We start from the raw sequence: 23549 nt of genomic DNA, 5'->3' as shown, positions 1-23549 counted from the left end.
TTTTTTTATCCCTTTCTTTGTTTGACAGTATCCTTTGGATTTAAATACCCTGGGCGAAACCTTTCTTTCATGGGGACATGACGAATAATTAAGTCTTTTGAAGAAATAAAATGCGGCGTCATGGGTGCAAAGTAAGGAACTCCAAATGATTTTAATGAAGCTAAATAAAAAAGTCCCGGTATAAATAGAGCGACTGCGCCATAAATCCCCATAAAGGTTGCCGCTAGAATAAATAAAAACCGCGATATGCGAATAGCAAAATTCATGCTCACATCACTGATAATAAAAGAGCTTAAGCCGCTTAAGGCAATAACAATGATGACAATCGGACTAATAATATTCGCTTGAACAGCAGCCTGTCCTAAAATTAATGCACCGACAATCCCAATCGTTGGACCAATAGGGGTTGGTACACGTAGTCCCGCTTCTCGAATGAGTTCAAAGGCGATTTCCATCATTAAGATTTCAACGGTCGATGGAAAAGGGACACGTTCCCTTGTCCCGGCAATGGCCATTAACAAATCAGGCGGAATCATCCCTACATGATAATTTGTAATCGCAATATATAAGGGCGAAGCAAACATGGCGACAAACAAAGCTTGAAATCGCAAAAACCTGATGAAATTCCCATAGGGTGTGCGTAGATAATGATCTTCCGGCGAATGAAACATTGCCCAAAAGGTAGCAGGCAGTACCAGACAACTTGAAGAATTTGTCATTAATAAAACGATGTGACCTTCCTCGATAAAGGAGCTCGCCCGGTCAGGACGTTCTGTATATAATATGGACGGAAATAATGATCTTGGGCGCTCTTCTAAGTATTGCTCTAAAATACTTAGATCAAGAATTCTATCCGTATCGAGAGAAGCTAACTTGTCTTTTATCGTTTGAAGCAATCCATCATTTACTAGGTCTTTTTCATAAACCAAAAATACATCGTTTCTGGATCGTTTCGAAATAACCTTTGCCTCAACAATAAGATTTTCATTTCTTATCTTTTTACGAAGCAAGGAAATATTATCCATTACCTTTTCGTTAAAAGCTTCCTTTGCCCCTTTTACAATCACTTCATTATCGGATTTCTCTATGGGACGGCCTGTAATTTTCGTCGTTTCAAATAGGTAGCATTGAGTATCGCCATCCACAAAGAGTGCAGTGACTCCACCTGTAATAAATTCCGTAATTTCCCCAATATTTGTTGCGGTTCTTTCACTTGGGTAGGAAGTAATGTTTTGAATCTTACCTGACGGCTGAACATTACCAATTAATTTTTCCATGATGCCTTCTTGAATGCTTTGTGCGTCGACCATTGTAGTTATGTAAATGATAAAAGCACGGAGGTTAAGTGAACCGATGGTAAACTCACGTACCTTGATATCGATATTCTTTGGTATACTGAAAATGGACTTAAATGTTGCTAAATTTTGATCGTAACTACTGCTAATATCTTGTTTTTTTAATTCAATTTCCTGTGTATTAGACTGTTCACTAAATTGTGGTTCTGGATTGAGCTTCTTAAAAAACTGCTTTAAGATTTTTTTCTGCAAAATGAACCACCCCCTAATTTTTATATTGTTTTCCTGTTTTAGGGGCCTTATGTATATATTGTTAAAATACGCAACTATATTTTCACAGTTGGTCAAAAGGGAAAATGGGTGGTGGATCTAGTTTGACTTTTCTATTTAGTGATATCCTTGAAATGACAGACGAGGACTCTGCCAGACTTTCGATTATAGGAGCATGGTATTGAGAAGCGTAGTTCGGGTGCTTTGAGCACTTCTCCTCGTTTCATATTGTAGTAAACTAGGAATCTTATTTAATGGTTGATTTTTACGTTATTCCAGTTTATAACATAATAAGATAGTGCCCCCTGCTGAAAACAGCAGCTGAGCAAACAGGAATATTTGATTAAGAACGAGGGGGATCTATATGAAAGGGAAAATGCGACTCATCATGACGATGCTTATTTTTGGGAGTATCGGGGTTTTTGTAAGAAAAATTGACCTGTCTTCAAGTGAAACTGCCTTCTTACGGGGTGTCATCGGATGTCTGTTTCTGCTTATTGCTAGTTTCCTTGTCAAACATAAGCCATCTTTTCAAGCACTTAAAGAAAATGCGCTTCTGCTTCTATTATCGGGTGCAGCAATTGGATTCAATTGGATTTTTCTTTTTGAGTCCTATCGCTATACGACTATATCCAATGCCACGATAAGCTATTACTTCGCACCGATTTTTGTGATGATCTTAGCACCATGGATTCTTAAAGAAAAATTGACAAGTGTGAAGATTATTTGCATTGCTTTGGCAATGATCGGTTTGTTTTTAATCGTTAATCCTGGTGCTGGCGGCACAAGCGGATCACAGAATCATACGTTAGGGATTTTTTACGGCCTTTTAGCGGCAGCATTTTATGCCAGTGTGGTCCTAATGAACAAATTCATCAAAAATTTATCAGGTTTTGAAACAACGGTAGTGCAATTAATGGCAGGAGCTCTGGTTCTGCTTCCATATGTACTCTGGCAGGGTAATTTAAACCTGGGTAGTTTAGACACAACCTCCATTATTTTCATCTTAATTCTAGGGATTGTACATACTGGTTTTGCCTATTTTTTATACTTTACTTCTCTCCAAGAACTAAAGGGGCAAACGATTGCCGTACTCAGCTATATCGATCCGATATCAGCCGTGATTATTGCCGCGATTTTCTTAAACGAAGGCATGTCACTAATTCAAATGATAGGCGGTGCTTTTGTCTTAGGCTCCACGTTCTTGAGCGAAAAGCTGGAATTAAAAATCTCCAAAAAAGGTCAGACTCCCACTACTTCACCGTAATGGAAGGCTGACCCTTTTTTAATCCTATTATTCTCCTATCTTTAAGACTCCATTTCAATAGATGATCTTTCTAGCCCGTGTTGCGCCTCACAACTTTAATTGTGTTATACTTTAGAAAGTTTGTTCTACAGTGGAGGTTTAAGTAGTGGAGTTACTAAAATCAAATACCTATTCGAAATCGACTTATAACATATGGCTCATTATTGGGATTGTACTAATTGCCTTTAATTTGCGTCCTGCGATTACATCAGTAGGACCGTTAGTTGGAATGATTCAGAAAGATGTAGGACTAGCCCATTGGAGCGCGGGTTTATTAATGAGTTTGCCTTTAATTGTTTTTGCCATCATGTCACCAATTGTACCAAAGCTCGCCAACCGTTTAACAAATGAGACAGCTTTAGTAGTTGGTTTGATCTCTCTTTTATTAGGCATTGTCATTCGATCTATTCCCATGGCGTTTTTTCTTTTCTCGGGGACTTTGTTTATTGGGGTCGGGATAGCGATTGGAAATGTCTTATTACCTGCGATTGCAAAGGACAAATTCCCAGACCAATTTGGGCTGATGACAAGTGTTTATTCAACATCCATGGGATTAGTTGCCTCCTTAGCATCCGGAGTTAGTGTTCCGTTAGCAGTGGGAATGAACCTGGGGTGGAAGGGTGCCTTAAACGTTTGGGGGATTCCCGCTGTCGCAGCGATTTTGGTGTGGATATTCCTTTCTAAATTTAATCAAGGAAAACAAAAGGAGATTAGAAAAGTCACTCCGAGCTCGAATCATATCTGGCGATCGCCGCTTGCCTGGCAAATCGCTATATTTATGGGGTTTCAATCTTTTTTATTTTATGTAACCATTTCCTGGTTACCTGAAATCTTACATAGCCATGGATTGAGTATGGAAACAGCAGGCTGGCTCTTGTCATTTAGTCAAATTGTCGGATTACCGGCTAGTTTCTTCATCCCTGTAATTGCTGGACGGTATCGTTCACAAGTATGGATATCTTTTGTGTTAGGCATATGCTCTATCATTGGTTATGGAGGATTACTGTTAGGCTCTTCTTATCCGATTTTAATCGTAAGTATTATCATTATTGGAATCGCATTGGGAGGAACTTTTCCACTAGCTCTAAGTTATATTGGCCTCCGCTCTAAGAGTGCCGGCGAGGCTGCCGATTTATCTGGGATGGCACAATCAACGGGTTATATCTTAGCAGCAGTAGGTCCCTTGTTTATTGGATTTTTGTATGATTTCACCCATATGTGGATGATTCCACTAATTACCTTAATCATAATCTCTTTCATCGTTATGCTGTTCGGGATGATGTCCGGCCGTGACAAATATGTGTAATAGTGGGGAATACTAGATTAAATACTTGGCGCACGGTGACATTCACTGTGCGCCATCTTTTTATATTTACTTCTTCCATTTAATTGATCCGCTATCACTGTGAGGATGACTATTCGACTTTAATCGTTTGTATTCATTCTCTAATTCAGTTAAAGAAAACTTCGAAAGCTGCTCCTCATTTTCATATACTTTAAAGGTAAGCAATATATTTATTAATGTTTTCCTTCTTTGTTCTACAGCATTCCGAAGGATATTCTCCATACCATCCTCTCCCTTTGTCAGTTTGCTTGTGTTTTGATAAGAGTTACTTATTAATACCACCGAGATATCATATTTTTTGTCATTTTACACTCAACCTTTTGGATTTTTATCGACTTTTCCCTGTTATGAGCGAATTTTTGAGTTTTGTGAGCGAATTCAGGGGGGCAATGAGCGAATTATTAGCATCAATGAGCGAATCAAGTGTATTATTGAGCGAATTCAAAATCAACAATGTTTAATGAAAAAAGAAGTCTTAGAATAGAATCAGCTCCTTCAATTTGAATAAAAAAAGACTTCTCACGGGAGGGAGAAGTCTCTATCAGAATAGTCGACTAGTGAAATGAATTTTTATAGTCAAAAAGGAGACACATTGATTTGTGTCTCCAGTTGTCTGGTAACGATTATTAATTAACTGACTTGTTAAAGATTAAATCATTTTATCTAATTCCAATAATACCCATATGATTACTTATTAGGATAGTAACATCCTCCGATGGATCCTGTCAATGAAAAAATCTAAAAAACCTGTTGATAGTCAAAAGATTGGTGTCAGGCACCATGTGAATTTTTTCACACGGTGCCTGACACCTTAAGTCTTTCGTTTTTACGAAGGATTCTCCACTCAACGATTATGAAATTGACGCTCAACCCTGCCCAGATATTCACATTCAGAACTTCCTCGATCATCTTTTCTCTCCCGCCGGGAAGGGAAGTCATTTAAGTCTCTTCTCCCTTTCTTCTTCAGGCCTGGTTCGCCGCTTTCCTCTGTTTTCGCTGACCCCATGGTTTAAACACCGAAATTACAAACATCGCACCAAGCGAAATAATCTGAAGGATAATTCCAATCCAGAGCTGCCACTGGTTTACAGTAAACGATGGGTTCAAAAGAGTGTTCATTCCTCCCTTGGATGTCAATGTTACCGCCTTGAGTGTTAAGGTATACATAGCGAAGGGTCCCAATAGAATCGAGAGGAGCGTCAACCCTTCCTTAACGATTATCCAGTAATATTTAAACAATCCCCATTGCGTTAGCACAGATAGTAATATCCCTGTCAATTGTTGAAGCACGAACGGAAGTTTTAGCAAGAACATGCATACTTGTATAACATGCCTTGAGCATACCGGCATCGTTCGTGTTTGCGGCAGTTATACTCAGAATTAAAAAAACAATGGCCACCCCGAACATAATTGCTGCAAATAATAAATGTAAGATAAGCAGCCATCTTCTCTGGGTAAGATTCAATTTCCTCATACCATTCCCCCCTTGTCACACATTAAACCGATACCCTACACCCCAAATGGTTTCAATATATTTCGGGTTTGAGGGATTCGTTTCAATTTTTTCACGCAATTTACCAATAAAAACTGTTACCGTGGCATTGTCCCCGTTGGAATCCAATCCCCAGATTTTCTCAAATAGTTCGTCTTTGCTGAACACCCGATTCGGATGGGTGGTCAAAAATAGCAGCAAGTCAAACTCCTTCGATGTAAAAGGAATTTCAGTTTCATTTACGAACACTTTTCTAGATAACTTATCAATACGAATACCTCGGATTTGAATTTCTTCTTTGTGTGTCCCAACATTATTTGATATTAATCGGTCATAGCGGGCAAGATGCGCTTTGACCCTGGCCATCAGCTCACCCACACTGAAGGGCTTGGTCACAAAATCATCTGCACCGAGACCGAGGCCTCGTATCTTATCGATTTCTTCCCTTTTAGCGGATACCATTAAAATTGGGATGTTTTTCGCTTGTCGGACTCGCCGGCAGATTTCAAATCCATCTGTATTTGGAAGCATGAGATCAAGAATAATCAAATCATATTCATTTTCTAAGGCCTTTTTCAGACCTAGGTCCCCACTTGCGGCAATTTCTACCTCATAGCCGCTTGCCTCTAAATAATCTTTTTCCACTTCCGAAATGACCTGATCGTCCTCTATGATTAAAATTCGTTTCACTCGTCCTCACCCTCATGATTGATCTTTGACAGCGTAAAATATATGCTGGTCCCTTCTCCTAATTGACTTTCAGCCCAAACGGTCCCACCTTGGCCTTCTACTATCTGTTTGACAATAGCAAGACCAAGACCCGTGCCTCCCGTATCTGTATTCCTCGAAGGTTCTGTCCGATAAAAACGATTGAAAATATGGAACAGTTCATTGCTGTCAATTCCCGTTCCGTTATCCTGGATGTGTATTGTTGCCTTTGCCTCGTCGTCAAACAATTCCACATTAATTTCCTTATGTGCCTTGTCCATATATTTTAAGCTGTTCTCAATAATGTTTATTATGACTCTGCTCAACTTTTCGTGGTCTGCCATAACACGAACCGGACTGGCCCTGCCAGAAGAAAACGTAATCTTAATGTTATCCATCCGCGGGTCGTGACGTAATTCCTCTATATAATTCCGTAAGTATGCCCGAATGTCCAAAGGCTCCATATGAAATGGCAGTTGATTTAAATCCAGCTTGGAATACAGCATTAATTCATCAATCAAATGGTCCATATCATCCGCTTTTTTTGCAATCATATTTATATATTTTTCCTTTTTCGAAACAGTATCTGCGATTCCATCTTGAATACCTTGAACACAGGCTTTAATTCCCGTAATCGGCGTTTTCAGATCATGTGAAATATTTGAAATTAGCTCTTTCCGGTTCTCTTCATACTGTAGTTGAAGATGGATTGACTCTCTCAAACGAACGCGCATTTCTTCAAAGGAAGCTCCTAATTCTCCGAATTCATCTTTGCGTTCCAACTCCACTCCATGGTCCAGATTCCCTTTTTTAATTTGTTCTGCAGCATGTTTTAAAGTAAACAAGGGTTTAATAAAGCTCCGGGAAACTAAATAGGTAAGGACACCGTTCGTTAATCCAATAACAAGTAGCAGCGACAATACTAGCAGTGGGAAAAACTTTCTTACTTCCTTGAAAAAGGGATATAGATCAGAAAGTACATATACCGTACCTGTAGTGTGATCGCTAAGGGTGATATTGAATGCTTCAACTAAAAAACGAGTTTTTCCCCAGCGGTCTTGAGTCTGACTGCTTTGCATTTTCTGAATCTCTGAAGCATCTATATCAAGGCTGTTCACAAAAGAGGAAGTGAAGCTCACTTGATTATTTTTCATCACTACGATTCCTGAATGAACACCATTTAATTGTTCGTCTGTGTTTTTCAAGAATCGGATGTCATTGAATCGGTCTGGGTCATTTTGTGACATAAATTTCACGCCGGCAATCAAATCTCGGCGTTCATTGGTCGTTTCCCAAAAGGCTGGTATTCCCTTCCCATCCATGGTTCCTGCCATATCCTTATAAAAAGTGGAAACAAGTGTTGCTGCAATAAAGGCGAACAACACGATGGGCATGAAGGTCATGGCCATATAGGAAAGCAAAAGTCTCGTCTTGATTGACATGAGCAAATCTCCTTAACGCATTTATTCCTCATACAATAATTCATCTGCTACTGTTATTTATCATAACCGCGAATGATAAACCACTTCTAAACCAATTCTAAAAAAAGTATAAAATTATTTGTCCAGTCGGTTTGTTAAGAAAAAATAGCCGTCTTTTAGCGAAAATGGTTACTTTTATAAGGGCGATAAGTTTTTTTAGCAAATAAAAAAAACAGAATGCTCAACTGGCCATTCTGCTTTTTAGATCCCTATGAAAGTTAAACTATTTCCGTCTTCTACTAAGACTCTGCTGCCCAGTTCTCAGCACATTTTAGCTTTCTCTCTGTTGATATTCCGGCACTTTATTCCCTTTCGCAAATGGCCAAGCAAACACTTTCTGGCCCTCACCGCTGCCTGCAAATTTAAACACAACAATTCCGCCGACGATGACCAGCACGCCAATCAACTGATTGAACGTAAACGGAACCTTATTCAGACCTAGCCAGCCTAGTGAGTCCCCCAGCAGGGCAAACAACAACTGTGATGTTAACGCGATTGCAATGGCATAGGTTGGTCCGAGCCGTTTGATTCCTTGAACAAGACAAACAACTACTCCTACGCCGATCATCCCGCTAAACCAGTACCACGTCTTCATATTTTCTAGGTGGAATAATCCTCTTCCCTCAAAGATGAGGCCGAAAGTCAGTGAGGCAAGAAAACCCATCCCTAATACTAAGGTCGTCGTCGCCCATGACCCCGCTCGTTCATTGACTTTACTGTTGAAAATATTTTGCAAGGCTACCAGCGAACCGGCAATAATTGCAAATAATAATCCCAAAATCATCCGCTTTCTCTCCCTTGTGTTGATTTTTTTCAAACTTATTCATAAATATTATCGCCTGCGAGACCTTTCAATCCATTTCTGTCCTTAACTAAAATGGAACCTCTCTTCCGTTCAATCAGACCCTCTTCACAAAATTGTGTGATGACTCGATTCAAATGACGATAACTCGTTCCGATTAAATTGGCCGCATCCTTAATGCTGATACTCAGTTGGTCTTTATCGTGTGAATCAGCTTCATCAAAGGAAACCGACAAAAGGTAACTAGCCAAACGAACTTCGACCGGATACATAATATTAAAGGTCATTAAATTGTTTTTTAGCTGAAACTTCCTGGTGATAATATCCAATAAAAATTGCAGAAATGGCGCGTGGTCACTTCCATATTGCTTCAACCAGCGATAATGAATTCCAATCATCCAAACCGGTGATACCGCCTCCACCGTGTTAATAATATCAATGCAGCGGACATACTCAATATCCCCGATCACTTCAATCGGTTTCTTAAAAGAGAGAATGAGTGTTTTACCTTCCGGCGAACTAGTATAGATTTTGACCTTTCCTTTAACCAGAACATACAAATACTGTGAAGCTTCCCCCTGGGAGCAAATCAGTTCTCCTTGGTCAAAACTGTACAGCGACAAATGAGGAATCAATGGTTCATGAAATATCGAATCTAGTTGGTATGTTTGGATATAGGCGAGCAATTGCTCCTGATTCTTTTGTTCCCTCACTCGGTTTCACCTCTGTTTTTAACTGCATCTTGCGAGACTTAAGACCTTAGGATGACCACACCTGCAATCATCATCCCGATACCAATAAACTGTGGCAGTTTCATCTTTTGCTTTTCCAGGCCGAACCATCCGCTACTATCGATAATAAAAGTTAATGTTAACTGCGAAATCAGAATAGCCGATATACTAAGGGTTACACCGATTTCCTCAATCGATTTGACATTACTAAAGATAACAATCGCTGCAAAAGCGCCACCGATCAAATATAAGGGCTTCACTTGTTTGAAGCCATACCAATTGGCGTCCCGAACGAACATTAAGATGATAAAAGCCATTACAAAACCCGTAAGCTGGGTAATGGTTGCTGCCTGCCATGTACCTATATCTTGACTAATTCGTGTATTAGCAATTCCTTGCAAGGTAATAAATGCCCCGCCTAAAAACGCAAAGATAATTCCCTTCATTCTCTCTTCTCCCCTAATTTTTATTTCTGTCTATATTAAAAGGTATCACACGCTTGTTTGAATAGGACATATGTCCTCAACTATAAAATTGTGTTAAATGCCAAATATAAAAAGACCGCCAAAATGACGATCTTTTACAGTCCATAACTTATTTCGGCTTTTTTTGGGCTTGTCTAACTACCTTTTCAAGTCCATTTTCTCCTGCAAACTCTTGATCATTTGGTTGAGCATTTTTATTGTTCTTCAATTGGTTATTCTTATTTTTAGCCATACGTTCACCACCCTTGTCGTTTCCTAATTCAAGATGCCAATTAATAAATCGACACCCGCCATTTTAGTTTGCTAACTTTTTTGCGGGCTATGCGATTTGATTCACGAATTTTCTCAACAAACAAAAGGATTGATTATAGCAGCCATAGGGGTTAAACAAATAGCTATTGACTACCTTGTTGCCCCATTTTTATTATTCCCAGTCGTCAATCAGCCTGATTCTTTTAATTTCCGGCCGGCTCTATTCATGCTTTTAAATAGCTTACAGCAAAAAACAGGCAACCTTGGCCAAGGCTGCCTAATATCATTTATTCCATGGTCAGCCAGGTTTGTGACCATTTTTCAAGTTCTTGTATGATTGGTTTTAAAGAAAGTCCCTTTTCTGTAAGAGAATACTCAATTCGGACAGGTGTTTCCGGAAACACCTCTCGTTTCACAATCCCCTGACCTTCTAAATCCTTGAGCCGCTCGGAAAGGACTCTTCCGCTAATCCCCATTGAAGATTCCAAGCTGCAGAAGCGTTTTGGGCCTGATAGCAGTTGATAAATAACTAATCCTGTCCAACGCTGGCTTAACATCCCCATCGCTTTTTCAAATCGAGGACAAATGACTGACTCATCCATTGACCTTTCCCCCTCTTCGCAATTAGCAACATAATTACCTTGCAAAATATATATTTATTTGACACAATCGATTTTTAAAAATATAATTACTTACATAAAGTAACTGACTAACAAATAATTATTAACTATGAATATTTTACTTTAACCATTTATGGTTCGTCAATACATCAGATAGAATAAGGTGGTTTTCTAACATGAACCTTGAGGCAGATGTTTGTATTGTAGGTGCAGGTCCCGGAGGCGCGTTACTAGGATATTTGCTTGCCAAAAAAGGAATTTCAACGATTGTACTCGAACGCCACAAAGGGATTGATAAAGAATTCCGTGGTGAACATCTCAATCAGGACGGAGAACGAGTATTAAAAAAATATAATCTTTATGACCAAGTAGAAGCTGCTGGGTTATTATTAATGGAACGAGTGGAATATTGGCAGGACGGAAAGGCAATAAAGACCATCACACCTGGTGCTGGGGAGCAGCATGTCGGCATCCATGTCCCGCAAAAGAATTTGTTAAGCGTGCTAATTCAGGCATCTGAACCTTATCAGAATTTCAAACTGATGATGGGGACAAAGGTGATAGAATTAATGTTTAATGATATGGGTTATGTAACTGGTTTAAAAGCACTATATGGCGAGCAAGAAGTAACAATAAACAGCAAGATTGTTGTCGGTGCTGATGGCAGATTCTCAACAGTAAGGAAACTGGCTGAGATGCCTTTTACAAAGAAAACACATGGATACGATTTGTTATGGGCGAAAATTCAAAGCCCAGCTAATTGGGAGCCAACTATTAAAAACACTTTAGTGAATGAAAATCAGCTGGCTTTGTTTACCCAGGCAGGCGGGTTCATTCAAATAGGCTGGAATATTGAAGAAGATTCGTATCCATCTTTAAAAAAGCAATCATGTGAACCTTTTATCAAACAAGTGATAGATGCATTTCCAGAGTTAACCGAAACCATCCGTACCCAGATTCAATCCTGGGACGATTTTATTTTATTAAAAGTGCAAAGCTCACATTCTCCAACATGGGTGAAAGACGGGTTGGTGATCATGGGCGATGCCGCACATACGATGAGTCCAACTGGTGCATTTGGGATCAATTGTGCACTATTAGATGCAGATGTATTAGCTGATGTACTGAGCGAAGCACTCGACAAACAGAACCATAGTGCGGCACAATTAAAAAGATTCGAACACGAACGACGGGATCATACAGAAAAGCTGCAACAACAGCAACGAGAGAAAGAAAAAAACTATCGGGATAATTTTGCCGTGCCAGTCCTTTCTTGACAGAAATGGCAGCAGGAATCTATGAAAATATGGATTGGGGGAATTCATAGTGGAACAAATTCAATTAAAAGCAGATACTCTCTCTTTTTTAGAGGATAAAATAAAGTTAGTTAAAAAAGGTGAGGAAGCGATTTACCTAGTGGGACCGATCAAGCTTCCGGTCAATTTATACGGGGAAACGGTTGAATTTAAGTGGTACAGCTGGCTGAAGAGTGAACATGTAACAGAAGATTTCCAGCAAGTCATTGATCAATTAAGTTCAGCGAATTTAGCTGAATACCAACAATCCAGTGTCCTCGTTTATGGGGATTTTGAATATGGTGAGGATGCTCTTATCAGAATGCATTCGATTTGTCATACTGGAGATATTTTTGGAAGCAAGCGCTGTGATTGTGGTTTTCAACTGAAACAATCGATGAAAATGATTGCCGAGCATGGAACCGGAGCGTTATTTTATTTAGCCAATCATGAAGGCCGAGGAATAGGCTTATTTAGCAAGGCAATGGCCTATATTCTACAAGAAAATGGCTACGATACAGTCGAGGCTAATGAAGGACTTGGTTTTCCAGATGATTCACGGAATTACGAGGATGCCATTGAAGTGCTTAAAGCGCTAAGAAGCAAACCCGTCACCCTCATCACGAACAATCCGAAAAAGCTTAAGGCCTTAAAAGCAGCAGGTGCAACAGTTTCTGGACGAACTCCTCTTTGGGGCGATATCTCCGAGTACAACGAAAAATACTTACAGACGAAAGTAAAAAAATCTGGTCATATGGCGTAGGAAATAAAACATTCAAAGTTATTGACATTTCATGACAATTGTTTTAAAGTAACAAAGGCAATAATTAAATAACAAAATTCATTTGTTTGTGGACTTTTCTAGAGAAATATCTCTATTTTCGCCACACAGTTCCCACGTGAGAGCTGTGTGGCTTTTTTGTTGTTTGGAAACTTGATCGAAGGATTAAAAAAATCAAAAAGGGGTAGAAAAAATGAAAACTTGGCACTATGCATTGATTGTTTTTTTAGGAGGATGCTGTTACGGTGTATTATCGACCTTTGTTAAGCTTGCTTACTCTGCTGGGTTTACGGTAAAAGAGGTTACAGGGAGTCAATTCATACTCGGTACCTTACTCATCTGGATCGTCGCACTGTTTTCAAAGAAGGCAAAACTTACACTGCTGAACATAGGTAGATTGCTTTTAGCAGGAATTCCAGTTGGGTTGACGGGCATATTTTATTATCAATCCCTGCAGACCCTTGATGCTTCACTTGCGATTATCTTTTTATTTCAATTTGTATGGATTGGCACTTTTATTGAATGGATGGTTTATAAAAAAATACCTAGTATGGGGAAAATGGCTTCAATTGGGATTCTAATCATTGGCTCGATTCTTGCTGCTGGCATTATTACTGAAGGCGGCGTAGATCTAACCTTGCAGGGAACAGTGTGGGGACTGCTTTCCGCGATTTCATATACTGCTTTTATCTTTCTCAGCAGTTCTGTGGGAGAGGGTACACCGCCAGTACAGAAAAGTGCACTCATGTCCACTGGCGGATTAATCACAGTTTTATTGATTTTTCAGCCAACAAATTTACTTCATTTACCCGTAATGATGGGAGTGGCTCCTTATGGATTGTTCCTAGGATTACTAGGCGTCGCCTTGCCGCCGCTTTTATTTTCTATTGGAATGAAGCATGTCGGACCAAGCCTCGGAACCATCTTAACAGCCTCTGAGCTACCGATTGCTGTTATCTTGTCTGCTATCGTTCTAGCCGAGAATGTTAACTTGTCACAATGGCTTGGAGTTGTCCTTATTTTAGGGGGGATTATGGCCGCGAACGTTAAATGGCCTAAGTCTCAAATGAAGTCAGCATCATTGGAAAGTAAATCGGTGTTATAAGATTTGTGGGGGCCGTCATGATGGCCCCCATTTTTATTGATAAGATGGTCTTTTTAAAGAGCATTTACTTGCTGCATCCTGTAAATTCGGAGCGAAGAAGCTAAGCTTTTTTATAAAGTAACAGGTTTCTGGAAAATGATGCTCTAAAAATCGTAAGGTTGTTTTATTAAGCAATTTATTTTCCTTATATTTAATCACCATGTTGTAGACAAATTGGCTCATCTCTAGAGTTGTTTTTCCCACTTCATCAGCAAATTCAGTTTGACGGGCGAACCCTGGCTCTTTGAACCGCAAATAACCCTTTAAGTGGTGATTTTGAACGATATAAACTTGAAATTTGTTGATATACATTTCCGCTTGAGTACTGGCCATGATTTCAATGGGGTCAATAATATTCTTAAACAGAACGGCGTGTCCCAGTTGATCTTCAAGCCATAAATCCATTAGGTCTGGTAATGGAAGAGGTACAGGCTCTCTTCCATAAACCAACAGACTTAAAAACCGCAAATATTCTTGATTTTCAGCTAATGTTCCGTTCAGGTAGGTTGGCGATAAATTTAAATTCACCTTATTATCAATTCTAAGCGCCTGCAATTTCCCTTCAAATTCAAAATATCCTTTTGCAACAGGCCATGCTCTTTGGGAAAAATAGATCATAGCTTCGTCTGTATAGTTACTTGAACGTGGAATATTGTCTAATGATGCAATTAAATCCCCAAATAAATTAATATATTGTTGCGCAGTGTTAACGTATTCAGCTTCGCTAACAGAAAGATTGTCTCTCACAAAATACGCATGATCCTGTAAAACTTCTAACCAAAATAAATGTTCATCCCATACGGAAATCATATTTCTTTGCAATGCTCTCCCCCCCTCTACCCCATTTATATGGATGAGAGGACTATGAAAGAATCAATAGGTGTTTATAACTTAAAAAAAGGCTCTTATCGTAAACTTTGTTGCTGTATTCGATTCGTGGACTATTCGGACAGCTCTGGTGATTTCAAAGGCAAGCTTGTCCGAACTCCGGTCGTCTTCGGACAGCTTTGGTGATTCCAAAGGCAATCATGTCCGAACTTCGGTCGCCTTCGGACAGCTTTGGGGATTCCAAAGGCAATCATGTCCGAACTTCGGTCGTCTTCGGACAGCTCTGGTGATTTCAAAGGCAATCATGTCCGAACTCCGGTCGTCTTCGGACAGCTTTGGTGATTCCAAAGGCAATCATGTCCGAACTTCGGTCGCCTTCGGACAGCTCTGGCGATTTCAAAGGCAATCATGTCCGAACTCCGGTCGTCTTCGGACAGCTCTGGTGTTTTCATAGGCAATCATGTCCGAACTCCGGTCGTCTTCGGACAGCTCTGGTGTTTTCATAGGCAATCATGTCCGAACTTCGGTCGCCTTCGGACAGCTCTGGCGATTTCAAAGGCAATCATGTCCGAACTTCGGTCGCCTTCGGACAGCTTTGGGGATTCCAAAGGCAATCATGTCCGAACTTCGGTCGCCTTCGGACAGCTTTGGCGATTTCAAAGGCAATCATGTCCGAATGATAATTCCTTCTTTAGGTTTTTATGATTAAATCGGTTCCAAAAACAACAATTATTCCGAAAACAGCCAGAAAAAAAGACCGATTTGGTCTTTTTCTATGTCATATTCAACTATGCAGCCAATCACTCAGCAGCAAATAAATTACAACCCGCTATTTCTCCCAAAGCTCGACCAGTCGACCTTCAGGATCCTTAATCCAAATAAACTTGCCATAATCACTAACCTCTTCTTCCTTAGCGAAAGGTACACCAATTTGCTCAAGATGCTTAATGGTCTCGTTTAGATTATGTACTTGAAAGTTTAACATCACTTGTTGTTCTGTTGGAAAATAACTGTCATTCTCGGCAAAGAAAGAAAAAACAGTCTCATTTCCTAATTGGGGTTTAATAATAGTTCCATTCCAATTATCTATTTCGATCTTTAACACTTCACTGTACCATTTTTTTACAGCCTCAAGATTCTTTGTCCTCCAAAATACTCCACCAAAACCTTTGATCATCTTAATTAACTCCTGTCTTTTTTTTACTTTTCTTTTTCGATTAATTTAGCTTTCATCGTGGGAGGTCCGGTTTTTAAATGCAATCTCTCTCGCATACCTCCTTACCTCTCAAACAAGTTAATATTATTATATTACAAATTTATCCTTTTTTTACAATGATTTATTAATAATAGCTTAGTCCTCAATAAGAAAAATTCAATACCGTTCATCAATCCAATTTTTAATGGTAATACTAAAATATATTCGATAAAAGTAAAATAGGTAAGGAGTGGTAAACAATGCCACGAAAAGCTTCACTAAATAACGAGGTGCCTGACACCGAAGAGAATGTTGTATCGCAAACTAACCAAAAAAAAGAGGATGATATCGATAAACTTTCACGTATGTTAGGTGCTGTAATGAGTTATCTATCGGATGATGAATTAGAGGAACTTGACATTGAATACCTTTTAGATGATACAGAAGGGTTACGGGATTGGTGGGATCAATATCGAGAAAGTAATAAAAAACAACTGGAGGAAGAAATTAAAGAATCTCTAGGTGAACTGTCATTAAAAGAACTGGAAGAAATCCGTGAAAAGATCAAGGAAAAGCAAAATTGAAAACTTACTAATCCATTAATCAAAATAGACCTCCTAAATTTTAGAAATATCTATTTTAAATTCGTACAAATATAGTTAGAATAGATTTTATATGACTTTAAGTAAAGAAGGAAAATCTATTGACTACAGAAAACAATAAGTACCAGGACCAATCATTATTTAGCATCACGTGGCCTCTTTTTATCGAAATATCGCTCCATATGGGTATGGGAATTGTTGCTACGTTAATTTTAAGCGGATATTCTGATAACGCAGTGGCAGGAGTTGGCGTAGCCAATCAGATTATTAATATATTTATTTTAGTATTTAATGTCACAGCCATCGGAGCAACCATTCTAATCGGTCAAAATTTGGGGGCGAACCGATTAGACCGGGCACGACGCCTTGCAAGATCTGCATTTGGGGTGAACTTCTGGATTGGTATTGTGATGACCATCGTTGTAGTGGCATTTGGCGGTGTATTTTTAAACTTTTACGGCCTGAGCGGGGAAGTTTACGATTTTGCTTACACCTTCCTATCTATCATAGGGATGTCTCTATTCCTCGAAGCCATTGCATTAGCATTAAGTGCTGTTTTGCGCAGCTACGGACACACAAAAGAAACTATGGTTGTTACGGTTATCATGAATGTGATTAGTATGGTCGGTTCCTTTATTGCCATTAAAGGATGGTTCGGCCTCCCTGTAACAGGTGTTGCCGGGGTTGCCTATGCCATGTTGGCTGCCCGAATTTTTATCATTGCAGCACTTTTTTATTTTGTTTATAGGCAACTAGCTTTAAAGTTTCATATGAAAGATTTGTTTAAAATTAATAAAAAGGATGTTAAGGGGCTACTTTCGATTGGGATCCCATCTGCTGGAGAAAACCTCTCTTATCAATTTTCACAAGTGGTGATTACAAGCTTTGTAGCACTAACTGGGGATGCTGGGTTAGCAGCACGGGTGTATATTTTAAATATATCCATGGTTTGCTTCCTATTTACATTTGCCATTGGCCAAGGGACACAACTGTTGATTGCCCGTTATATCGGAGCCAAGCAATATGACCGGGCCCTAAAAAGGGGCCTGAAGACTTTAAAAATTGCCGTGATTATTTCGGCATCGGTATCACTTGCGGTTGCTTTAATCGGCAAGCCAATTTTAACTATTTTTACAAGCGATGCTGACATAATCGCGATCGCTCTCCCAGTATTGTGGGCGATTGTGTTCATTGAACCGGGCCGGGCCATGAATATCGTTCTCATGGGTTCTTTAAAATCAGTCGGTGATGTACGCTTCCCTGTTGTCATCGGTATCATCAGTATGTGGGGAATTGCCGTCGTCTTAAGTTACTTTTTCGGAATTACACTTGGTTTGGGACTGTTAGGAATTTGGCTTGCCCAAGGATTGGATGAATGTATCCGAGGTTTTTTTGCCCTAAAGCGCTGGGTCTCCAAACCATGGTTAAAGAAGAAAGTGGTCGAACAAAACTTATCATCAAGTTTGTCTTAATGACTTGGTAACTCTCATTAACATGGCTGCCGAAAGGGCGGCCATGTTCTATTTTTACGAAATTGATGAAAGTGGATGGTGTGTTTTTAATCCAATTGGATGGTTAATGATTGATCCAGTTGAGCTATTATAAACCTATTAACCTATTAATCTTTAATGGAGATGATGAAAATGACCTGGGCTGTGGTTTCGATAATTATCGTAAGTACGATTAAAATATTAATGACTTGTCTTCCAACCGGGCCAGTGGAATGGCTTATAAGGAAATTTGAAATTCACTCAAAACTAAATGAAACAGACGCCACCATAACCATTGACGGAAAAAACTTAACAGGTGAAGACAAACTTCAATTGATTCATTACTTTAACGAAGCTGTCTTTTTAAAGCAGCATTATATCTACCCAGGGACGGAGGAATTATTTTTACATCCTGAAAATAGTCAGCCTCCATTGGTTATTGATACGAAAAGCGGCAAAAAAGAGGTTCGATTATTTGTTTACAGTTACAACGATCGCATTGATGTCGTCAAACAGTACAAGAAGAAGGTCATCGCGTATAGTCTATCTTCCGAACCTCTTCAAAAAAGTACTTTGGAAGTCCAATACTAATTATGAAAATGAACACGGAAGCCTAGTCCCGTGTTCATTTTTATTTCTATTGATTTTTTAATTCCTCCGTTATTCTAATGTCATACCGATATTCTGGCGATAAACAGGCCCCAGAATATGGGCTATCCATATTCTTATAATTCCATTTTAACATCATAACAAAAAGAACCTTCAATCCAAAGTTAGATTAAAGGTTCGGTATTTTTTTACCTTGGTTGCTACTTCAAAGAATTAACTAAAGACCAGCTCTTTTTCTCTTAGTCCAAGTGTCTGCTCTGTGGTAGTATGAATTTCATCCAGAAGGTTTGGATTTTCCATTAATGACATGCCATAAGAAGGGATCATTTCTTTGATTTTCGATTCCCACTCTTTGATATGTTCTGGGAAGCATTTTTTGATGACCTCAAGCATGACGTGAACGGCAGTAGAAGCACCCGGTGAAGCACCTAGCAACGCTGCAATTGAGCCATCAGCGGCAGTAATCACTTCCGTACCAAATTGCAGTGTTCCTTTGCCGCCTGCTTCGGTATCTTTGATTACTTGTACACGTTGGCCGGCTACTACTATATCCCAATCCTCTGTTTTAGCATTCGGGATAAACTCTCGTAACTCTTCCATACGCTGTTCTTTCGTTAACATTACTTGTTGAATCAGGTATTTTGTTAGTGCCATCTCTTTTGCGCCTGCAGATAACATAGTCAAAACATTATTAGGTTTGACAGAAGTAATTAAATCCATATTTGAACCAGTTTTTAAGAACTTTGGTGTGAAACCGGCAAATGGTCCAAATAGCAGCGATTTTTTATTATCGATAAATCTCGTGTCAAGATGCGGAACAGACATTGGCGGAGCACCAACCTTAGCTTTGCCGTATACTTTTGCATGATGCTGTTCTACAACTTCTGGATTGTTACATACCATGAATAGTCCGCTTACTGGGAATCCTCCGACATGTTTTCCTTCTGGAATGCCCGATTTTTGCAGTAAATGCAGGCTTCCTCCGCCGCCACCGATAAAGACGAATTTTGCGGTATGGCGTTTGACTGTACCACTAAATTGATTCTGTACTTTCAATTCCCATTGGCCGTCGTTAGTACGCTTGATACCGTTAACATTATGATTATAGTTTATCTGGACATTTTTAGTTTCTAAGTGGTCAAACAACATGCGTGTTAATGCACCAAAGTTGACATCTGTTCCAGAGTCAATTTTTGTTGCAGCAATCGGTTCATTCAATTTACGGCCTTCCATGATCAGCGGAATCCATTCAATCAGTTTTTCATGATCTTCAGAGAACTCCATTCCTTGAAATAAAGGATTTTTTGACAGCGCTTCAAAACGTTTCTTCAAAAAAGCTAGATTTTCTTCCCCTTGTACTAAACTCATATGTGGCAAGCGTCTAATAAAGTCCTGTGGATTATCAATCAAATTGTTTTTTACTAGATAAGACCAAAATTGCATGGAAACCTGAAACTGTTCATTAATTCTTATCGCTTTACTAATATCTAAAGATCCATCTGGTTTTTCAACTGTGTAATTAAGTTCACAAAGTGCCGCATGCCCTGTTCCTGCATTATTCCATTCGTTAGAGCTTTCCTCACCCGCGTTCTCGAGTTTCTCATACACAGTAATTTCCCATTCTGGTACTAATTCTTTCAAGAGTGTCCCAATAGTCGCACTCATGATTCCGGCACCAATTAAAATGACGTCTGTTTTTGTTTCCCCGTTGTTCATTTTAACCCACCTTATCCCCTGAAATTTGGCAAAAAAGATGTAGGTGTTACACCAAGGTAATGCGCGATCTAATCACACACCTTTTCTGTCTCAAAAGTATTCCAAACTCATAATCTATAACATTATTTAATATTAATATATCTACTATTATTATATGACAATTTTAAATTATTTAAAAGGTATTGAAAAGCGAGAAGTCTTTCCATATGGTTTTTAATGATATTTTTTCCCAAGTGGAGACCAAGGGGACGGTTCTGTCATATGTATCTCTACTTACAACGATCCCTATATTTTTCCAAAGAATGCCGTAAAATAAATCGTATGTTTCCTGAATTATATTATGAATCTCTTAAATAGGTCATATGAATCCCCAGTTTGAAGTGATTTCAAATGATTATCCAGCAAATATCTAAAATAAAGGAAGAAAAACCCGACTTTCCTTAGTGGTAGGAAAATCGGGCTTTTTCTTTAGTAAAATAGTGTTCTACTCTTTTTCGAAAGAGATATTGTGTTTAATAAAAATTTATACCGTTTGAAGTTCTTTTTCACCATAAAATGCCGGTCTTTCTTGAAGTTCAATAGATTCTTTCTCACCTGTTTTCTGGGCTTTGACACATGCATCAGATGTTACTGCTGCTATGTAGCCATCCCATGAAGTTGGTCCTTGAGGCTGACCTTTTTTAGTAATTGAATCAATAAAGTCCTGGATTTCAACATCATATGCGTCCATAAAACGGTATTTCCAATCAGTTAAGATCGCTGTGCTTAATTTTGCATCTTTGCGCATAACAACACTTGGAACTTCCGGCAATTTCGCGATTCCATCTTCACCAATAACTTCACATTGAATGTCGTAGCCATATCTGCAATTCACAAATACTTCCACATTCATTACAATGCCCCCAATTGTTTCAATTGTAAATAATTGCGGATCTTGTAATTTTTCATGTGAATATTTGGTTTTCCTTGGAAAAACTACTTGAACGGATTTATAGTCATCATTAACCAACCAGTGAAGAACATCAATTTCATGGATTAATGTATCTTGAACGGCCATTTCAGTCACATAGTTTTCATCAACTGCCGGGTTACGGTGTACAGCACGAATCATTAATGGTTCACCAATTTCATTGTTGTCAATCACTTGTTTTAATTGAACATATCCGCTATCATAACGGCGCATGAAACCAACTTGAACCAACTTCTTACCCTGCTTCATTTCTGCTTCTACAATTCTCATACAGCCTGCAGCAGTAGTAGCTAATGGTTTTTCACAAAATACATATTTACCAGCCTCAACAGCAGCTACTACTGTTGCTTCGTGTGCAGGACCCCAGCTTGTAACCAAGATGGCATCCACATTCTCATCCGCAATTAGCGCTTTGTCATCAGGATAGACGACTGCATCTAATTGATAGGCATCAACTGTTTGTTTAGCAGATTCTTGATTGACATCTGTTACAGCAACAATTTTTCCACCTGATAATTTATTGGTAATTCTATCAATATGTTCTCTTCCAATTGCACCTGTTCCTACTACACCAAATCTTAAAGTCATGTTGATACTCTCCTTTATGTTTACGTAATTAATGTATTACAACTAGACAACGCTTTCATTTACTAGTTAATTCATCATTCAAATATTTTTTTAAAAGATTATTGATTGGAAGCTTGTTGATGGCTTTCTTGTCCATAGTTACGGAAATAACTTTCTAACTGCTCAAGTGACTTTCCTCTTGTCTCTGGCAAAATTTTATTCACAAATAGAATGGCGGCAATTCCACACACAGCGAAAAGGAAGAAGGTGATCGATAAGCCCACTGCACTTAGTAATATTGGGAAAAATAGCCCAACAAGGAAGTTTGTGATCCATAAGCAGAAAACCGTAACACCCATTCCAAGTCCGCGTAATTTTTGCGGGAAGATTTCCGATAACATGAGCCAGGTGACCGGAGAAATAGCTCCCTGTTGGAATGCAAGGAAGGTAACAGTCAAGGCGAGAACAACAAATGGAAGTGCTGGAGATCCCTTAAGTACTAACGAGAATACTCCAATTAAGGCAAGAGCTGCTGTTGTTCCCGTCAATCCAGCAATAAGCATCGGACGTCGACCAATTTTTCCTAATAGCCAGATCCCGACAATAGTTGCTACTACTGAGATGACACCATTAGCAATATTTCCAATCAGTGCTGCATTTGTTGAAAAACCTGATTTTTGAAGAATTTGAGTTCCATAATACATGATGGAATTAACACCCGTTATTTGTTGGACAATCGCAATACCAATTCCAATCCCGATAATCCGGCGGACCCACGGTACATTTAAATCCTTAAATGTTGCATGCTGAGTCCCTGTCTCTTGTGCAATATTATTTTTAATTTCATCAAGTTCCGATTGGGCACGGTTTGCATCACGTATTTCATTAAGGACTCTAAGCGCATCGCCCAGTTTTCCTTTTGACGCCAGCCAGCGCGGGCTCTCTGGAACCGCTAACATTCCAAACCATAAGATCACAGCCGGAAGGGACGCAATCACTAACATATAACGCCAAACATGTGAAACCCCTTCACCAACTGTATTTCCAAGAATGGCATTAAATACAAACGCTAACAATTGACCGGAAACGATCATTAATTCGTTCTGGGTAACCATTCTTCCCCGCATCTCGGCCGGAGACATTTCAGCTAAAAAGGATGGTACCATGACGGATGCAGCCCCAACCGCTAAACCCAGTAAGAATCGGAAGACAATCATCACACCAGCAGACGGTGAAAGGGTACATCCTATTGCTGCTATAAAAAATAGTAATGCAAGATTAAGAATCATTTTGCGGCGTCCAAAACGGTCTGATAAGCGCCCGCCAAATACTGATCCAAGTGCCGCACCGAAAAGAAGTGAACTTGTAACGAGACCTTCAGTAGCAGGGGTTAGATTTAGCTGGTCAGATTTAGCCATAAATGGTAATGCACCGTTGATAACACCTGTGTCATATCCGAAGAGAAGCCCTCCGAAAGTGGATATAACTGTAATCTTCTTTAAAGCCTTTTTGTAATCACGTGGTCTTTCAATCGCCTGATTACTCATAATTTCCCTCCCCAGGGT

General features: G+C 39.3%; 24 protein-coding genes. 8 read left to right on the top strand and 16 right to left on the bottom strand.

Translation table 11 applies throughout. The features are described 5' to 3' along the window. Positions 1-5: 5 nt before the first annotated feature. Positions 6-1547: a spore germination protein gene (locus M3610_RS17295; RefSeq protein ID WP_251460963.1), complete on the bottom strand. Its 1542-nt coding sequence runs from the start codon at positions 1545-1547 to the stop codon at positions 6-8. A 382-nt stretch (positions 1548-1929) separates the two neighbouring features. Between M3610_RS17295 and M3610_RS17290 the strand changes: the two genes are divergently transcribed. Continuing rightward, positions 1930-2832, top strand: coding sequence for a DMT family transporter (locus tag M3610_RS17290; RefSeq protein WP_251460962.1), 903 nt, complete (start codon positions 1930-1932; stop codon positions 2830-2832). Positions 2833-2977: 145 nt separating this feature from the next. Continuing rightward, the gene (locus M3610_RS17285; protein WP_251460961.1) at positions 2978-4177 is read left to right on the top strand and encodes a CynX/NimT family MFS transporter; all 1200 of its coding nucleotides are present in this window, start codon (positions 2978-2980) and stop codon (positions 4175-4177) included. A gap of 66 nt (positions 4178-4243) precedes the next feature. Here the strand turns inward: M3610_RS17285 and fbpA are convergent, their stop codons facing one another. From fbpA to M3610_RS17240, 10 genes are all read right to left on the bottom strand, one after another. Then, positions 4244-4438: a Fur-regulated basic protein FbpA gene (fbpA, locus tag M3610_RS17280; protein WP_251460960.1), complete on the bottom strand. Its 195-nt coding sequence runs from the start codon at positions 4436-4438 to the stop codon at positions 4244-4246. 622 nt (positions 4439-5060) lie between these two features. Next, on the bottom strand, positions 5061-5222 hold the full coding sequence (locus M3610_RS17275; RefSeq protein WP_251460959.1) for a hypothetical protein: 162 nt from the start codon (positions 5220-5222) through the stop codon (positions 5061-5063). 225 nt (positions 5223-5447) lie between these two features. After that, on the bottom strand, positions 5448-5690 hold the full coding sequence (locus tag M3610_RS17270) for a hypothetical protein (RefSeq protein WP_251460958.1): 243 nt from the start codon (positions 5688-5690) through the stop codon (positions 5448-5450). A 15-nt stretch (positions 5691-5705) separates the two neighbouring features. Next, entirely contained in the window at positions 5706-6398 is a 693-nt protein-coding gene (locus tag M3610_RS17265; protein WP_251460957.1) for a response regulator transcription factor, read from the bottom strand. Continuing rightward, a complete protein-coding gene (locus tag M3610_RS17260) occupies positions 6395-7858 on the bottom strand; it encodes a sensor histidine kinase (RefSeq protein ID WP_251460955.1) in 1464 nt (487 codons plus the stop codon). Before M3610_RS17260 ends, M3610_RS17265 begins: the two co-directional genes overlap by 4 nt. 310 nt (positions 7859-8168) lie before the next feature. After that, positions 8169-8681 carry a DMT family transporter gene (locus M3610_RS17255; protein WP_251461023.1) on the bottom strand — a complete coding sequence of 171 codons (513 nt, stop codon included), beginning with the start codon at positions 8679-8681 and terminating at the stop codon, positions 8169-8171. A 35-nt stretch (positions 8682-8716) separates the two neighbouring features. Continuing rightward, positions 8717-9412: a Crp/Fnr family transcriptional regulator gene (locus tag M3610_RS17250; RefSeq protein ID WP_251460953.1), complete on the bottom strand. Its 696-nt coding sequence runs from the start codon at positions 9410-9412 to the stop codon at positions 8717-8719. A gap of 38 nt (positions 9413-9450) precedes the next feature. Then, entirely contained in the window at positions 9451-9876 is a 426-nt protein-coding gene (locus M3610_RS17245) for a DMT family transporter (protein ID WP_251460951.1), read from the bottom strand. Positions 9877-10024: 148 nt separating this feature from the next. After that, positions 10025-10147 carry a hypothetical protein gene (locus M3610_RS28040; RefSeq protein ID WP_257148591.1) on the bottom strand — a complete coding sequence of 41 codons (123 nt, stop codon included), beginning with the start codon at positions 10145-10147 and terminating at the stop codon, positions 10025-10027. 307 nt (positions 10148-10454) lie between these two features. Then, positions 10455-10769: a winged helix-turn-helix transcriptional regulator gene (locus M3610_RS17240; RefSeq protein WP_098575907.1), complete on the bottom strand. Its 315-nt coding sequence runs from the start codon at positions 10767-10769 to the stop codon at positions 10455-10457. 194 nt (positions 10770-10963) lie between these two features. Here M3610_RS17240 and M3610_RS17235 point away from each other — a divergent pair, with 194 nt between their 5' ends. The 3 genes from M3610_RS17235 to M3610_RS17225 all read left to right on the top strand — a co-directional run bounded on the left by M3610_RS17235 (position 10964) and on the right by M3610_RS17225 (position 13968). Continuing rightward, entirely contained in the window at positions 10964-12064 is a 1101-nt protein-coding gene (locus tag M3610_RS17235) for an FAD-dependent monooxygenase (RefSeq protein WP_251460949.1), read from the top strand. 58 nt (positions 12065-12122) lie between these two features. Beyond that, a complete protein-coding gene (locus M3610_RS17230) occupies positions 12123-12845 on the top strand; it encodes a GTP cyclohydrolase II (protein WP_396953655.1) in 723 nt (240 codons plus the stop codon). A gap of 211 nt (positions 12846-13056) precedes the next feature. Then, entirely contained in the window at positions 13057-13968 is a 912-nt protein-coding gene (locus M3610_RS17225) for an EamA family transporter (protein ID WP_251460945.1), read from the top strand. A 33-nt stretch (positions 13969-14001) separates the two neighbouring features. Here the strand turns inward: M3610_RS17225 and M3610_RS17220 are convergent, their stop codons facing one another. Next, positions 14002-14829: a DUF2935 domain-containing protein gene (locus M3610_RS17220; protein ID WP_251460934.1), complete on the bottom strand. Its 828-nt coding sequence runs from the start codon at positions 14827-14829 to the stop codon at positions 14002-14004. Between the two features lie 835 nt (positions 14830-15664). Next, complete coding sequence (locus M3610_RS17215) at positions 15665-16012, bottom strand: VOC family protein (protein ID WP_251460932.1); 348 nt, start codon at positions 16010-16012, stop codon at positions 15665-15667. Positions 16013-16290: 278 nt separating this feature from the next. Here M3610_RS17215 and M3610_RS17210 point away from each other — a divergent pair, with 278 nt between their 5' ends. The 3 genes from M3610_RS17210 (at position 16291) to M3610_RS17200 (ending at position 18713) form a co-directional block, all read left to right on the top strand. Beyond that, on the top strand, positions 16291-16614 hold the full coding sequence (locus tag M3610_RS17210; protein ID WP_251460931.1) for a hypothetical protein: 324 nt from the start codon (positions 16291-16293) through the stop codon (positions 16612-16614). Positions 16615-16733: 119 nt separating this feature from the next. Beyond that, the gene (locus M3610_RS17205; protein ID WP_251460929.1) at positions 16734-18104 is read left to right on the top strand and encodes an MATE family efflux transporter; all 1371 of its coding nucleotides are present in this window, start codon (positions 16734-16736) and stop codon (positions 18102-18104) included. Positions 18105-18275: 171 nt separating this feature from the next. After that, a complete protein-coding gene (locus M3610_RS17200) occupies positions 18276-18713 on the top strand; it encodes a YfmQ family protein (RefSeq protein ID WP_251460927.1) in 438 nt (145 codons plus the stop codon). 231 nt (positions 18714-18944) lie between these two features. Here the strand turns inward: M3610_RS17200 and M3610_RS17195 are convergent, their stop codons facing one another. The 3 genes from M3610_RS17195 to M3610_RS17185 form a co-directional block, all read right to left on the bottom strand. Continuing rightward, a complete protein-coding gene (locus tag M3610_RS17195; protein WP_098575917.1) occupies positions 18945-20447 on the bottom strand; it encodes a malate:quinone oxidoreductase in 1503 nt (500 codons plus the stop codon). A 523-nt stretch (positions 20448-20970) separates the two neighbouring features. Beyond that, complete coding sequence (gene iolG / locus M3610_RS17190) at positions 20971-22005, bottom strand: bifunctional inositol 2-dehydrogenase/D-chiro-inositol 1-dehydrogenase (RefSeq protein ID WP_251460925.1); 1035 nt, start codon at positions 22003-22005, stop codon at positions 20971-20973. Between the two features lie 98 nt (positions 22006-22103). Next, a complete protein-coding gene (locus M3610_RS17185) occupies positions 22104-23531 on the bottom strand; it encodes a sugar porter family MFS transporter (RefSeq protein WP_251460924.1) in 1428 nt (475 codons plus the stop codon). Positions 23532-23549: the final 18 nt, after the last annotated feature.

This window comes from Neobacillus sp. MER 74, from assembly GCF_023714155.1.
This window is presented reverse-complemented; position numbering and strand designations above follow the sequence as displayed.

Bases quoted from the DNA above. Each gene is read 5' to 3' on its own strand.
- M3610_RS17290 (WP_251460962.1), top strand. From the start codon at position 1,930: ATGAAAGGGAAAATGCGACTCATCATGACGATGCTTATTTTTGGGAGT.
- fbpA (WP_251460960.1), bottom strand. From the start codon at position 4,438: ATGGAGAATATCCTTCGGAATGCTGTAGAACAAAGAAGGAAAACATTA.
- M3610_RS17275 (WP_251460959.1), bottom strand. From the start codon at position 5,222: ATGGGGTCAGCGAAAACAGAGGAAAGCGGCGAACCAGGCCTGAAGAAG.
- M3610_RS17270 (WP_251460958.1), bottom strand. From the start codon at position 5,690: ATGAGGAAATTGAATCTTACCCAGAGAAGATGGCTGCTTATCTTACAT.
- M3610_RS17260 (WP_251460955.1), bottom strand. From the start codon at position 7,858: ATGTCAATCAAGACGAGACTTTTGCTTTCCTATATGGCCATGACCTTC.
- M3610_RS17255 (WP_251461023.1), bottom strand. From the start codon at position 8,681: ATGATTTTGGGATTATTATTTGCAATTATTGCCGGTTCGCTGGTAGCC.
- M3610_RS17245 (WP_251460951.1), bottom strand. From the start codon at position 9,876: ATGAAGGGAATTATCTTTGCGTTTTTAGGCGGGGCATTTATTACCTTG.
- M3610_RS28040 (WP_257148591.1), bottom strand. From the start codon at position 10,147: ATGGCTAAAAATAAGAATAACCAATTGAAGAACAATAAAAATGCTCAA.
- M3610_RS17240 (WP_098575907.1), bottom strand. From the start codon at position 10,769: ATGGATGAGTCAGTCATTTGTCCTCGATTTGAAAAAGCGATGGGGATG.
- M3610_RS17235 (WP_251460949.1), top strand. From the start codon at position 10,964: ATGAACCTTGAGGCAGATGTTTGTATTGTAGGTGCAGGTCCCGGAGGC.
- M3610_RS17225 (WP_251460945.1), top strand. From the start codon at position 13,057: ATGAAAACTTGGCACTATGCATTGATTGTTTTTTTAGGAGGATGCTGT.
- M3610_RS17215 (WP_251460932.1), bottom strand. From the start codon at position 16,012: ATGATCAAAGGTTTTGGTGGAGTATTTTGGAGGACAAAGAATCTTGAG.
- M3610_RS17210 (WP_251460931.1), top strand. From the start codon at position 16,291: ATGCCACGAAAAGCTTCACTAAATAACGAGGTGCCTGACACCGAAGAG.
- M3610_RS17200 (WP_251460927.1), top strand. From the start codon at position 18,276: ATGACCTGGGCTGTGGTTTCGATAATTATCGTAAGTACGATTAAAATA.
- M3610_RS17195 (WP_098575917.1), bottom strand. From the start codon at position 20,447: ATGAACAACGGGGAAACAAAAACAGACGTCATTTTAATTGGTGCCGGA.
- iolG (WP_251460925.1), bottom strand. From the start codon at position 22,005: ATGACTTTAAGATTTGGTGTAGTAGGAACAGGTGCAATTGGAAGAGAA.
- M3610_RS17185 (WP_251460924.1), bottom strand. From the start codon at position 23,531: ATGAGTAATCAGGCGATTGAAAGACCACGTGATTACAAAAAGGCTTTA.